This is a genomic window from Enterobacter cloacae complex sp. SYL003, from assembly GCF_049236925.1.
GTDB classification, from domain to species: Bacteria; Pseudomonadota; Gammaproteobacteria; order Enterobacterales; family Enterobacteriaceae; genus Enterobacter; species Enterobacter intestinihominis.
This window is the reverse complement of the sequence record NZ_JBMKJK010000003.1, coordinates 97,576-110,393: the sequence shown is the minus strand read 5'-3', so window position 1 is coordinate 110,393 and position 12,818 is coordinate 97,576. Positions and strand designations below refer to the sequence as shown.

Below are 12,818 nucleotides of genomic sequence, written 5' to 3'. Positions count from 1 at the left end.
TTGCAGTGAACTCAACTGAAGGAGTAAAACATGAACAAAGTCATCTTAATTACCGGCGCCTCCAGCGGTATCGGAGAAGGTATCGCCAGAGAGCTCGGCAAGGCTGGCGCAAAAGTGTTCCTGGGTGCACGCAGGCTGGATCGCATCCACGCTCTGGCTGATGAAATCCGCAGCGCAGGAGGGGAGGCAGAGGCTCAGGTATTAGACGTTACCAGCCGCCAGTCGATGGCCGCCTTCGTTCAGGCAGCACGGGAAAAGTGGGGCCGTATTGACGTACTTATTAACAACGCGGGCATTATGCCTCTCTCTCCGCTTTCGGCTGGCAAGCAGGATGAATGGGAGCGCACCATTGACGTAAATATCAAGGGCGTACTGTGGGGTATTGGTGCTGTTTTGCCGATTATGGAAGCCCAGGGCTCGGGGCAGATCGTCAATATAGGCTCGATTGGTGCCTTGTCCGTCGTGCCCACGGCCGCCGTCTATTGCGCGACCAAATTTGCGGTACGGGCCATTTCCGATGGTTTACGTCAGGAAAGTTCGAACATCCGTGTGACCTGCGTCAACCCTGGGGTAGTGGAAAGCGAACTGGCCTCGACCATTACGCACGAAGAAACCATGGCGGTGATGGATGCGTACCGGGCTATTGCTCTCAAACCGGCTGATATCGCTCGCGCCGTGCGCCACATCATCGAGGCGCCTGAGAGTGTCGATACCACCGAAATCACCATCAGACCTACGGCCTCTGCAAACTAACGTAGCGGGTCAGGCACCAGCCTGACCCGCTTCAACCTCTTACCACGGCTGTTCGGTCGGCATAATAAACAGCTCTGCCACGTCCACATGTTCCGGTGCCTGCAATACGTAAAGAATCGAGTCGGCGATATCATCGGCTTTCAGGAACGTCATCTTCTCCTTCAGCTGTTCCATCTGTGCACGGTGGGGTTATATGCCGCTGCCAATGGTCGAGGAAGATCTCGCAGCGGGAAAACTGGTTACGCTGAACGTGCCGATGCAGCCCGACGTCGGGCCCGGTTTTTCCATGCAGGCGGTGCACCTGGAGGAACATCCGCCCGGCCCGGCCGGACGCTGGTTCGTTAACAGGCTGAAAATGCAGGCTGGCATGCCGGGTATTAGTAGCAGCGTCGGGTAGCCAGCATTCATGGCTCAGGAGGGCTTTCCACCCTCTCATTGCGCTGGTTGGAACCCACGGTTTTACCGGCGCGATCCGAAATCACATATTCAATGGTAACGTTATGCCTGCTGGTCGGTGTGACGGTAAGGTCCTTTATCTTGCTGCCCGAATCAGGGGGAAGCGTAAGCGTTGTATCGCCTTTAGCCAACACCTGACCATTTTGCTTCACCTGCCACTTCAGGCGACACGCCTCACAGGCGGACCAGGTGTCATTGATTGCCCACAGGCGAACCGTGGCCTGGCTTCCCTTGCGCCACACCGCCGTCACGGGTTCAATCGACGGCAGAATGGGCTGATAGGCTTTTTGCAGCGCGTAGTAACCCGGTTTGGGCTTACGCAGATAATCCACGACGCCCCAGTTGATGGAGGGCCAGGTTTCAACAAACATAAAGTGGAAGAGGGCGGTAACCGGCTGATAGCGTTGCCGACGATAGCTCTCCGCCGCCATTGCCACCAGCTCCGCCTGGTAACGCTGGGTGTTGGCAATCATCTCCTGAATGGTATTGCCCCGCGGAATGTTGGCAAATTTGAAGGTCTGGAAAGGCTGGAAGTTATGGTATTTCCAGTGCGTCCAGCCAGGATCGTCGGCGGCGGTGCTTTTCGGCCATATCAGGCGGGCGGGGATGATGGTTTTCAGGGTTGAGAGTCGCGGTAGCGCCTGAGCGCCAAATTCCGTAATGATCGCGGTTTTGGCGGGGCCAAGGAGATCGCGCATGGTGCCAAAGTACCACCCGGCCCAGTAATGTTCTTCAACCGCGGAAAAACGATGAACAATGCGCGAGGTGTCTTGCGCAAGCGCTTCTCCCACGCGTTTCGTCAGCGTCTGGTTCAGGGTTTTGTTCCAGTCGGGGAAGCGTTTTTCCATCCACGGTGAGTTCCACGGCGGCTCGTTATGACCGCCCCAGACGATAATGGCCGGGGAATTGCCAAACTGTTCGACCATCTCGCGGGTCTGCCGCGTGGCATTGTCCGCAAAGGCGTCGCTGTTGTTGTAACCCCATTGCAGGGGGACATCCTGCCAGATCATTAGTCCCATCTCGTCAGCCACATCGTAAAGTGCCCGACCTGCCACATGTGCGTGAACGCGTATCGCGTTGGCGTTCATCGCCTGCACCAGCCTAAAATCGCGGCGATATTTTTTGCGCGTCATGGTGCTAAGCCACGGGGAGCCGATGTAGTTACTCCCCTTGATAAACAGGCGTCTGTCATTGAGCAGCCAGCCCTTGTTGTCAGGCTGCTTCACTATCTTGCGTAACCCGGTTCGGGCAACCGCAGTATCCATCACCCCTTGCTCATCCATCAGGGTTGCGCGCACCCTGTAGAGGTTTGGCCTGCCATAGCCCACTGGCCACCAGAGCCTGGCGTCTTTCATCGGCAGCGTGACGCGAAGCGACTGCGGCTTCCCATCAGTCCTCGCAAGGTTTACAGGGAATTCCTGCTTTATACGCGGGCCCATAAAATTGTCCGGTGTGGCCGACAGGCGCAGAGTTACGTCACCGGCAGACAGCGCGCGATAGCGGATCTCGGCGTGCAGCGCTGGTTTGCTCAGTCCTTCGCGCCAGTCCGGACGCAGTATCACCTCGTCGATGGTTACTCCGCGGCTCAAGTGTAGCTTTACCGGCGACCAGATCCCCCCGGAGTTGGCATCCTGGCCGTCCTCTGACCAGGCCCCGCCAGGGCGAGTATCGTGCTGGTTAAGTACGCCTTTAACCATCGTTTTATGTAGCGGCCAGATTGTTTTCGGATCTTCCCAGGGACTGTCCACCCGAACGGCAAGCTTATTATGCCGGTACAGGGCATCACTCACGTCTACGGAAAAGCGCTGGAAATACCCTTCGTGGCGAGCCAGATGTTTGCCATTAAGTATGACGTCGGTGAAATAATCCACTCCCTCAAACACCAGTGTGGTCATGATATCGGGAGCGGGTTTGGGCAAGGTAAATTCGTGACGATACCAGAGGGCCCCCTGATGATCGTATCCGGCACTGTACCAGTTGGCCGGAACCCGAATCGTTCGCCAGTCATGGTCAGGCGCATTGGCTCCGTCGAAGGTGGCGTTATTTGCGTCATGTACGCGCCACATTCCAGCTAATGACCAGGTGATCGGTTGGCTTGCCTGTGCAAGCAGAGGGGTGAATGCCAGCAGCATAATATGCCTAGAGATCATCTTTAACCTCCTGCCCTCGGCGGTGCAGCCATGCCATACTGCGCCTGGCCTGCTCGATGAGCTCGCCTCGCATAACGCTCAGCTCGCTCTGATTCAACGACACTGCCTGACTCTCGACGTACTGGAGAGTTTCCGCAAAGCATGCGAACCCCAGGGTGACGGCTTCACCGCGAAGCTTATGTGCAGCCCGACGCAAGGCCTCGCGGTCATCGTTTACAATACTTCTTTCTATGGCTGCCATTGCCTCGTCAAGCCCGTTACCGAACAGCGCCAGCAGCTCATTAACCAGATCGGGATCGTCAGCGCACTGTTTTAACAGGTGAGCCTCATCCGGCAGACCCTTTTCTTCTCCGGCGACAACACGGGCTATCTCCTCCCTGAGCGCCTCCTGACTCACCGGCTTGGCAATATAGCCGTCGAAGCCCATTGCCAGGCAGCGCGCCTGGTCGCCCTGCATGGCATGGGCAGTCATCGCAATGGCGGGCTGGTGGCTACGCCCCCGCGTGAGTGTCTCTTCACGAAGCAGGCGAATGGCCGTTTCACCGTCCATTTCTGGCATTTGCAGATCGATCAGCATCAAATCCCACGACCGTTCACGCCAGCGTTCGAGAGCCTCCCGGCCATTGGATACCACTTCGCAACGGTGGCCGAGCTGCTCCAGCAGGCGTCTGGCGACTTTCTGATTCACCAGGTTGTCCTCGGCCAGCAGGATGTGAAGCCCGTTCTGCACCTGTACAGGTGAGGTGACGGGAGAGGGAGAAAGAGAAGGGGGTGATGCCAGCTGTGGAGTGGGGGCCAGGACGCTGGCTATGGTTTGATAAAGTTCACGTTGGGCAACCGGCTTATGCAAATAGTGGGCAATCCCGATACGCTTGAGCAGATTGGCATCGAAATGGCGGCTCATGGAACTGAGCATAATGATGTGGCTTTGCTCGGCCTGCGGCATAACAGAGAGTTCAAGGGCCAGCGATACACCGTCCATATCCGGCATCTGGGCATCCAGCAGGATCAGCGGCCAGTATCCCTTTTTTGCAGTCAGGCTTAACGCTTCCCCGGCGTTGTTAACACAGGTCGGTGTCAGACCCATCTGGCGAAGCATGGTATCCAGCAGCCGCAGGTTGGTACTATTGTCGTCTACAACCAGTACCGATTCGCCGTTAAAGCGTGCTACAGGAGCATCGGTTGCTGGGACAGCCAACTGACCTTCCAGTGGCAACGTAAAAGCAAATTCGCTGCCTGCACCCGGCTCGCTCTGAACCGTTAGCTCTCCGCCCATCAGGCTTACCAGGCGGGCAGAAATGGTCAGTCCGAGGCCAGTACCGCCGTAGCGGCGGGTGGTAGAGCTATCGGCCTGGCTGAACGCCTCGAAAATGGCTTTTTGTTTCTCCATCGGGATGCCAATGCCGCTGTCGCGTATGCGAAAACGCCAGTGTCCTTCACTTTCTGTAGGCTCTATTGCCAGCATAACCTCACCGTGATGGGTGAACTTCAGCGCGTTGCCCAGAAGATTAGTCAGAATTTGACGTAGTCGGGGACCATCAACGATGAGCACTTCAGGCACCCCCGGAGCGATATCCACCAGCAGTTCAATGCCTTTTTCGCTGGCGGAGGGCATATGCGGGCGGATGAGCGACTGCACAAAGGGGCGAATTTCCAGCGGCTCTGTATCGACGGTCATCTTACCTGACTCAATGCGTGAGAAATCGAGAATGTCATTGATGATATGCAGCAGTGACTGCGCTGAACTCATCACCAGAGAAAGATATTCCCGCTGTTCGGGGTTGAGCTGTGTATCGAGGCAGAGTTGAGTCATGCCCAGAATGCCGTTCATCGGGGTGCGAATTTCGTGGCTCATGTTGGCGAGAAATGCACTCTTCGCCTCGTTGGCCTCCCGGGCCACTTTCGCCGCTTCAATGGCTAACAGCTCGGCCTCCTTGCGGCGGGTGATGTCCTGTAGGGTGCCGATCACCCGTTCGGCCTGCTGCTGCATAGTGAGGGTGACCACCTGTCCCGAAATCAGCATCCAGCGCCAGCCCTGCGTCGCGTGTTGCACGCGAATCTCACATTCAAACACCGGCATGTGCTCCTGCCTGGAGGCGATCATCGCGTTGCGCAGGACGGCACGATCCTCTTCATGGACCAGGTTCAGTAAAAAGCGCAGCGGGTAGTGCAGTTGCGTACGCGACTGACCCACCATCGCCAGCAGCGTATCGTTCACCTCCAGGCTGTCGTGAGAGACCTGCCAGTTCCAGATGCCGATCTGAATGGACTCTGCGGTCAGTAAAAAATCATCGTGCAGCTGCTGGCGCGAGCGCTGGGCGTCGTCAAGCTCGGTAATATCGGTATGCAGGCTGAGGATGCCACCATCGGCAAGACGCTGATGCTGCACGTAGAGCCGCCGGTTTCCTGACTGCCGCACCTCTCGATGGCTTGACTGACGGCAGTTGCGTACGATCGCTTCACGCAGGGTCCGGCGGCGGGTGGGGTCAATGTTATAACCCGAATCAATAAATTTCTCCGCCAGGCTCTCAAGGGTGGCACCGGCGATCAGCCAGGGGGCGATCACCGGGTAAAAGCGCGATATCTGGTCATTCCAGGCCAGCAGATGCTCGGCGGGATCGTAAATCATCACCCCCACAGGCAGCGCGTTGAGATCGAAACGGGATGTGGCTCGCATGATTACTCACCTCTGGCCTTATAGTGCAGCTCCGCCTGACGGCGCAGATACTCCAGCCCGGGGGCAATGGCCATCGCCCAGGCTGTTAGGATCTCTTCATCGCAAAGTGGATCGCAGGCGCGTACGGTCCGGAGCATTGCCTCCCGCCAGAGGCCGAAAAATCGTGGTGGCAGGCGCAGCCCTTCATCACTCTGCTCCCGCGCCAGGCGTTCCAGAAAATCGGGCACAAAGAGCGAACCGTCAACGGCAAGCATGGCGAAAAAGCTCTTGAAGATCATCTGCTGGCCATCCCGGCCCTGGTCCTGGGCAAAGTGCTGCTCCGTATCGGGGGACATATGAATAAAAGTCTCCCAGAATGCCTCAAAAAAGTGCCGTTTATCATTCTCCGGCAGGACGCGGCTCAGGCTGGCGTCAAAGAGATCGCGATAAAATTTCATGGTGCGGGCCTCGCGGCACGTTCGCCGGGCATGCAGAGACCGGGCGGGTTGAAGGGATCCGACGTGCGGCGGGCAAAATAGCCATCGCTTTCCACAAGGCCATTTTCAAACAGCGGCCCGGCGTTGTGTTTGTACAGCAGTGCTTCCAGCACCATGGCGTTCGTCGAGAGTGTGAGCGTCGGGTTAATGTCGCCGGTTGCCTCAACGCGGCCCTCATACCAGCCCTGTTTCGGGTTATTCAGGTGCCGGGTAACGGTCATCAACGCGTCAGTGTAATCTGTCTCCCACAGCGCCCAGAGCACAAAGACGGCCTTAGTACTCACCTGTGCCAGACGGGGATAGCTTTTTCCGTCGTCGCCCAGGGTATTCCAGGCATAGCCATTTCCCCAGACGGTGTCTTCTACGTGCCAGGGGGCCTGAGAGAGGTAAAAATCGGCGCGTGCGGTTAGCGCGCGCTCACGCTCCCAGCGCGTTTTCTGGCTAAGCCATACGGCTTCGGCCCGTGCGCGCAGCGTTTTGTGAATATCGGACGCCACACCGGGCGGTTGCCAGCCAAACTCCAGCCCCGGCAGCATAGCGGGGAGGGTGGAGAGTAGCGACGGCTGCCAGGTCGTTCTTGGATCGCGCGCGTCAACGGCGAGGCTACGCTGGTAGAGAATGATGTTCTGAGAAGGCGGGGAAAATGCCTTACCCGATGGAAATCCCCACAGCCGAAACGCGCTGGCGGCATATTCGCTTTCACCCAGCCGCAGCTCGTCGCGCACCACCGGCTGCCCGTTCTGCATGGACGCAGACCACAGCTCCCCGTCCTTATCCATCACCGGACAGAAGTTCCAGCGCAGGATGATTTTATCCAGATATTCACGGTACTCAGGCGCGCGCTCAGCGGTGAGACGCAGCGCCAGCATCACACGGGCCATATCTTTTGCCGACCAACCGCGCAGCGCCGGTTTTCCTGTGAAATCGATGGGCGAAGCCGTTCGGCTGGAATAGAGCCTGCCGGGGGTGCGGGTTTCGGTCAGCGTCAGGCGGTTGAGGGTTCCGAGCAGGCGCGTCAGCCGGGCATCGAATTCGTCCGCCTGGATCAGACCCAGCTCGCGGGCAGCCAGCAGGGCAATAAGCGTATCGCCAATTTGCCACAGCGTAACACGCGGCTGTTTATCGCTACCGTTGACCAGCCCTGTCTGAGGCTGGGTGTTATTCTCAAAATAGCGCCATGCGATACGTGCCCACTCCCGCTCCTGTGGGGTCAGATTACTGATGCGCGCGGTGGTGTGCCAGCCACCTTTGGTCAGCCAGCGCCAACCTGCGCCTTCACGGTTAAACAGGGCGAAGGCGATAATAAGAATCAGGACGGCGGCAGCCAGCCAGCGGGCTAAGGTCTTAAGCATTGTGCGGTCACCGGCGGCAGTTTCACAGGCTCGTCCGTATTACAGGTAGCACACTGACAGGCCTGGCAAGCGGGTTTGGTGCGAAGGGTGGTTCCGGTCTGTTCACACCATGTCTTCACCGCTGGCGTACTGTTCAGGAACGGACGGTTGCGCGAGGCATTATTTGGCTCAAAGAGATCCACCAGCTTTTTTTCCCACAGGGAGGGGGCGAAGTGGCGATCTTTGGGATTATCGCTGTTGAACTGCAACAGCTTGCCCTCTTTTTTGAACAGCAATGCTTCTAGCATGATGCCGTTGTTATTGGCGGTGAACTCTTTGATGGGGCCGTCGCCGTTTTCGTACAGCCCTTCATAGTATCCTTTGTCCGTCTCGTTGGCGTTTTCAATGGCGTCCAGCAGGCGGTCGGTATAAGGCGAGTTCCAGAGAACCCACATCCCGAGCGCCGCTTTCAGAGAGACGGCGGCCGTATTGGGAACGTACACGCCTTTATCGGTGATGGTATTCCAGTTGAAGCCGTCGCTAAAAACGGTGTCGTAGACGAAGTAAGGGGACTTATCGAGTTGATGTTCAGAGCGAGCGGATAAAATACCGGTGATGGCGTAGCGATTCTCCTGAGCCTGGTAAACCCTGTCGGCGAAGTTTTTCATCCACGGATGGGAGTAGTCGCGCGGACTGTTCTCTCTGTCCGTCGGCTTGTCGAAACCGAATTCCAGGCCGTAAAGCACATACGATTCGGTTACGACGTAATTATGCTGGTTGGTGAGGCGCGGATCGCGCGAGTCATAGGGCACCATTACGCAGTAGATCTCAGCCAGCTCATAGGGCTGGGGCTGGCTGGACTGACAGGTTCCAAAGCCCCACAACGCGAAGCCCGCGGCGCCGTACTCTTCATAGCCCAGCCGCCCCTCCTGCACGTACTTTGGCTGGCCGTTTTCCAGATAGGCTCCGTACATCATCCCGCAGGGGTTGATGACGTTGGTGAAATTCCATCCCAGCATCACGTTATCAATGCTGTTGCCGTATTCCGGATAGCGCTCCTTAATGACCTTCAGCCAGATCAGCATCCTGCCGATGTCCAGTGCCGAGAAGCCAATTTCACCAGGTTTGTTCTGGTAGTTAACCTTCTGGGCGGTGATGGTGTTATAGGCTTTATTGGGCAGTTCGTTGCGGAACAAATCCAGTTTGTTCAGGGTGGCGAGTAATTTCAGCATTCTGCGATCGAATTCGGCTTTATCAATAATTCCCAACTCCCTTGCGGCCGTCATCGCGGCCATATAGGAGGCGCTATCCCACATGGTGGTTGAGGGAAATTTATTGACGGCGTTCACCAGGCCGGTCGTAGGCTGGTAGTTCACAACGAAATATTGCCAGGCGTTTTTGGCAATGGTCATCTCCCGAGGCGTGAGTTCACCGCTACGCGGCGGGTAATCCGAGGCGGGAAGGCCGGTCGCTGCCTGGGCCGCAGAGAGTGAGAGCCAGCCTGCCACAAGCCCGGCCAGAAGAGGAAAAAAGAGGATAGATTTCAGCTTCATGGCTTCGCTCCTGCTGAAGATGTGAGGGAAGTGGCGGGACCAGGGCAGGCCAGACAAAGCATCTGACCGTGAGCAATGTACGCCAGGCTCTCAAGCACGACCGCATTGGTATCGGCGTCAACGATCTCGTTCACGCTGCTGTTAAGGTTAAGTCCGCGCTGCCAGCCCTTACCCGGAACCTGTAGCTTCTGCACCTGCTGGCGCAGTGCTTCGCTCCAGCCATTACGGAACAGGGCGTACCAGGCAAAGGCGGTGCGGGTAGAGGTAATTGCCGTTTGCTCGGGGGTAGCGTCAAGCAGAGCGCTATTTTGCAGCGGCTGGCGATCGGGCAGATCGTTGACGTAATCCGGCGCGGGCTCGGCGTAATCGGTGCTGATCGGTGGCTTGCGGACCCGCAGGCCGTGACGGCGCTGCTGGATCTGCATTATGCGCCACGTGATTTCTGCGCTCTGCGCATCAAAACCCAATTCGAGACCCGTTAATAAATAGGGAAGGCTGATAAGCGAAGGCTGCCGACCCCACGGCGTGCGTAGCCCTTCGTCAGGCACCATTATTCCGTCGATGTCGATCATCTGCTGTCCTTCCGGCGGATTCGTTACCGCCAGTCCCGCCGCGCTGTCGATCAGCCGAAGCGTATGGCTGGCATACAGGCGATAGCCGAAGCTGTTGCGCGGCTCGTCCGTCGCCAGCGCCCAGTGGTGTAGCGGGACCGCGGCCTGGCTGGTGGTGTTGTTGGCAATCAGGGCGCCCATATTCCAGCGTTCAAGCAGATTGCGCACGGGGCCAGCGTGCTGAGGATAGCGCCATAGCAGCGTTTGCAGAGCGTTAAGCAGACGGCCCATGCCGATCGCCGAGGCGTCCGGTTTGCCCAGGGCTTCCAGCGTGTCGGCATGATAATAGGCGGCAGGCAGCCCCTGAGGATTGAGTGGAAGGCTGGCGAGAGCGGCCAGTGCGGCCGCGATGCGTTCATCAAATTCGCCGGGAGTAAGAATGTTGAGTTGCCTGGCGGCTACAGCGGCAAACAGATAGCTGCCGGTGCTCCACAGGCTGAGCCAGGGCTCGCCATTCTGCGCGTTGGCCAGACCATTAGGCTGCGTGTTGTTCACATAATACTGCCAGGCTACCCGCGCCCAGATGGCTTCTTCGAATGTCAGTTCACGCGGAGCGGGCAAGGGCGGGAAATCGTTACTCAGCGACATCCCCGCGCTGCTCTCCACCCGTGTCGGCATCTGTTTTTCAACCCAGACGACGATGGCGAATCCCAGCAGAAAGCCGAGCAGAATAGTAAGGTAGCTGCGGGCAGACAAAAGCGCGTCGCGTTTTCTCATTCGCTAACCTCTTCTTCTTCCGCCGGGGTCCACATGGCGGCGAAGATCAGCGGCAGCATGGCGGCAATGTTGACTGCACCCCAGAAGATGTTGATGACGTAGCCAGACGGATCGTCAACCTGCCCGCGTGCAACCTGAATACCACCCCAAATCAGCCCGGCCAGAGTGAGCACGACGATGGCGATCTGCGGTTTTACCAGATAAAGAAAACGCCCCGTCTGCCGCTCTTTGGGGGTGACGTGGAATTTGATCTGCTCTCCGCGCAGGACCGTGTCGAGCGCGCGCAGATTCATGGAGAAGAATGAGAGATATGATGCTCTGCCATCCCAGGCTGATATTCCCCAGGTGCCGAACATAAACGCCAGCTCCGACACAATAAAAAAGGGCAAAAAATGCAGGTAAAAGGGTTCAGACCACGCTGATACAGGGGGTATACCGGTAAAAAGGTAAACAATGGGCGATATCAGGAAAATAGTGTTCCACACGCAGGCCAGATAGGACCAGAAGGTGGTGGCGTACATCAGAGTCTGCGGCAAAGAGAGCTTAAAGCGACGACGGCTGAAGATATTGTCGTGGAACAGAATATCCAGTGAACCCGCGGCATATTTGAAGCGCTGGATCATCCACGTCAGCATATCCTGCGGAGAGAGCATTTTCGATTCGATCCGCGGGTGCATTACCGAGCGCCAGCGGCGGGCGGCATCGCCGTGGAGCAGGATAGAGGTATAAATATCTTCCGATACGTGAAATTTATAGGGCGTGAGTTCCGTATCGAAGGCCACGTGGGGACGCATGGCGTCCTGCAGGGTTTCGCGCATGACAGGATCGCGTATATCCCGCGTGTGGCGATCGATCTCTTCTTCAACCGTCCATACGTAGCTGCGCAGCGCCGCCTGCATCACCGCTTCGCGCCTGTGTACAGAGGCCGCACCGCAGCAGAAGGCAGCGTTGGCCCAGTTTCGCCGGCGTAGGATCACATCATAAAACATGCGCGGATCGTTAAAAAAGGGATCGCGGCCGATGGTCACTGGCCCGACGAACTTCTGGGCGAGCCATCCCAGCCCGTATCCCGTTTTGCCTGCTTTTCGCCCAAGCCAGCGTGCGAGGTTTTCCCCCTCCGGCAGGTCGAAGAACCACTGCGGTGTCTGAACCCAGGCTACGTCAGGGTCGCGAAAGTAGCCCAGCGTGTGGCTGAGCAGGGTGGGGAAGACACGGGTATCGGCATCGCAAATGATCAGGAAATCACCGTCGGTTTGCTCAAGTCCGTTTCGCAAATTACCGGCCTTGAAGCCAATATTTGTCTGGCGGGAGATGTAGTTGGCGCCTTCCCGATCGCAGACGGCTTTCATCTCCGGGCGTCGGCCGTCATCGAGCACATGTACCCTGTAGTCCAGCGGGAAGGGGTAATCCATCTTCATGGCGTCCCGAATAGAAAGCCTGACCAGCTCTACATCTTCTGAATAGGTTGCGATAAAGAGATCGACCTTTATGGGTCTTGATGCTTCCGCGTCTTCGGGGCGCAGGCAATCATTGATCTCAACCGGCGGGGGATTTTGCGGCGGATCTTCTTCTTTCCACAGGTTAATGGTGAACAGCACGGTGCCGATCCAGGCCAGGGTTTCAGCCAGCACCAGAGGAATGGCATACCACAGCGCGTCGGTATTTAAGGAGGCTGTCCAGCGCCAGTAAAGATAATTAGCGCCTAAAATCAGCGCAGCAACCGCCAATACCTGCCATGTTAGCATTATCCAGCGCGGTGTCTTAAGCGGTTCAGGCGGCTGGCGATGTTCAAAACGGGTAAAATAAAAATCCATACAGAAGGATATCCTGTTTCCACGATAGATATTAATAACAGACCCGTTACCGACAGGGATCGCAAAACGAAAAATCACGTCCGCAAACAAAAAGTAAAGTAAGTGTAGAACGTGGGGGAAATAATTCCAGAGGTGTTAATAGTCGATTATTTACATCTGCTTAATTAATTGTTAACCACGCTTAATAATATCGTAAGATCTTCCAAACATTGCCAGATGCTTTTCTTTACGCTATCTAAATAAAATACAAGAAACTTTTTTAGCATGGAGAACGCGACGC

General features: G+C 56.9%; 10 protein-coding genes. 2 read left to right on the top strand and 8 right to left on the bottom strand.

Annotation, left to right across the window (positions count from 1 at the left end; translation table 11 throughout):
- The first annotated feature begins 30 nt into the window (after positions 1 to 30).
- Complete coding sequence (locus ACOT1A_RS05105) at positions 31 to 753, top strand: SDR family oxidoreductase (RefSeq protein WP_022649105.1); 723 nt, start codon at positions 31 to 33, stop codon at positions 751 to 753.
- Positions 754 to 792: 39 nt separating this feature from the next.
- Here ACOT1A_RS05105 and ACOT1A_RS05100 read toward each other — a convergent pair whose 3' ends face one another.
- Positions 793 to 927: a hypothetical protein gene (locus ACOT1A_RS05100; protein ID WP_259369129.1), complete on the bottom strand. Its 135-nt coding sequence runs from the start codon at positions 925 to 927 to the stop codon at positions 793 to 795.
- Positions 928 to 946: 19 nt separating this feature from the next.
- Between ACOT1A_RS05100 and ACOT1A_RS05095 the strand changes: the two genes are divergently transcribed.
- A complete protein-coding gene (locus tag ACOT1A_RS05095; RefSeq protein ID WP_046621221.1) occupies positions 947 to 1,150 on the top strand; it encodes a hypothetical protein in 204 nt (67 codons plus the stop codon).
- Between the two features lie 7 nt (positions 1,151 to 1,157).
- Here ACOT1A_RS05095 and ACOT1A_RS05090 read toward each other — a convergent pair whose 3' ends face one another.
- The 7 genes from ACOT1A_RS05090 to ACOT1A_RS05060 are packed head-to-tail and all read right to left on the bottom strand — an operon-like array spanning position 1,158 to position 12,538.
- Positions 1,158 to 3,359, bottom strand: a complete 2,202-nt coding sequence (locus ACOT1A_RS05090; protein ID WP_252065871.1) for a glycoside hydrolase family 2 protein — start codon at positions 3,357 to 3,359, stop codon at positions 1,158 to 1,160.
- Positions 3,349 to 6,036, bottom strand: coding sequence for a hybrid sensor histidine kinase/response regulator (locus tag ACOT1A_RS05085; protein ID WP_276169941.1), 2,688 nt, complete (start codon positions 6,034 to 6,036; stop codon positions 3,349 to 3,351). Before ACOT1A_RS05085 ends, ACOT1A_RS05090 begins: the two co-directional genes overlap by 11 nt.
- 2 nt (positions 6,037 to 6,038) lie before the next feature.
- On the bottom strand, positions 6,039 to 6,473 hold the full coding sequence (locus ACOT1A_RS05080; RefSeq protein ID WP_046621214.1) for a globin: 435 nt from the start codon (positions 6,471 to 6,473) through the stop codon (positions 6,039 to 6,041).
- Entirely contained in the window at positions 6,470 to 7,864 is a 1,395-nt protein-coding gene (locus ACOT1A_RS05075; RefSeq protein ID WP_126315104.1) for a DUF3131 domain-containing protein, read from the bottom strand. Before ACOT1A_RS05075 ends, ACOT1A_RS05080 begins: the two co-directional genes overlap by 4 nt.
- Complete coding sequence (locus ACOT1A_RS05070) at positions 7,849 to 9,396, bottom strand: DUF3131 domain-containing protein (RefSeq protein WP_046621211.1); 1,548 nt, start codon at positions 9,394 to 9,396, stop codon at positions 7,849 to 7,851. The genes ACOT1A_RS05075 and ACOT1A_RS05070 overlap by 16 nt, the downstream gene beginning before the upstream one ends.
- Positions 9,393 to 10,724, bottom strand: coding sequence for a DUF3131 domain-containing protein (locus tag ACOT1A_RS05065; RefSeq protein ID WP_046621209.1), 1,332 nt, complete (start codon positions 10,722 to 10,724; stop codon positions 9,393 to 9,395). Before ACOT1A_RS05065 ends, ACOT1A_RS05070 begins: the two co-directional genes overlap by 4 nt.
- Entirely contained in the window at positions 10,721 to 12,538 is a 1,818-nt protein-coding gene (locus ACOT1A_RS05060; RefSeq protein WP_126502728.1) for a glycosyltransferase family 2 protein, read from the bottom strand. The genes ACOT1A_RS05065 and ACOT1A_RS05060 overlap by 4 nt, the downstream gene beginning before the upstream one ends.
- Positions 12,539 to 12,818: the final 280 nt, after the last annotated feature.

Bases quoted from the DNA above. Each gene is read 5' to 3' on its own strand.
- ACOT1A_RS05105 (WP_022649105.1), top strand. From the start codon at position 31: ATGAACAAAGTCATCTTAATTACCGGCGCCTCCAGCGGTATCGGAGAA.
- ACOT1A_RS05100 (WP_259369129.1), bottom strand. From the start codon at position 927: ATGGAACAGCTGAAGGAGAAGATGACGTTCCTGAAAGCCGATGATATC.
- ACOT1A_RS05095 (WP_046621221.1), top strand. From the start codon at position 947: ATGCCGCTGCCAATGGTCGAGGAAGATCTCGCAGCGGGAAAACTGGTT.
- ACOT1A_RS05090 (WP_252065871.1), bottom strand. From the start codon at position 3,359: ATGATCTCTAGGCATATTATGCTGCTGGCATTCACCCCTCTGCTTGCA.
- ACOT1A_RS05085 (WP_276169941.1), bottom strand. From the start codon at position 6,036: ATGCGAGCCACATCCCGTTTCGATCTCAACGCGCTGCCTGTGGGGGTG.
- ACOT1A_RS05080 (WP_046621214.1), bottom strand. From the start codon at position 6,473: ATGAAATTTTATCGCGATCTCTTTGACGCCAGCCTGAGCCGCGTCCTG.
- ACOT1A_RS05075 (WP_126315104.1), bottom strand. From the start codon at position 7,864: ATGCTTAAGACCTTAGCCCGCTGGCTGGCTGCCGCCGTCCTGATTCTT.
- ACOT1A_RS05070 (WP_046621211.1), bottom strand. From the start codon at position 9,396: ATGAAGCTGAAATCTATCCTCTTTTTTCCTCTTCTGGCCGGGCTTGTG.
- ACOT1A_RS05065 (WP_046621209.1), bottom strand. From the start codon at position 10,724: ATGAGAAAACGCGACGCGCTTTTGTCTGCCCGCAGCTACCTTACTATT.
- ACOT1A_RS05060 (WP_126502728.1), bottom strand. From the start codon at position 12,538: ATGGATTTTTATTTTACCCGTTTTGAACATCGCCAGCCGCCTGAACCG.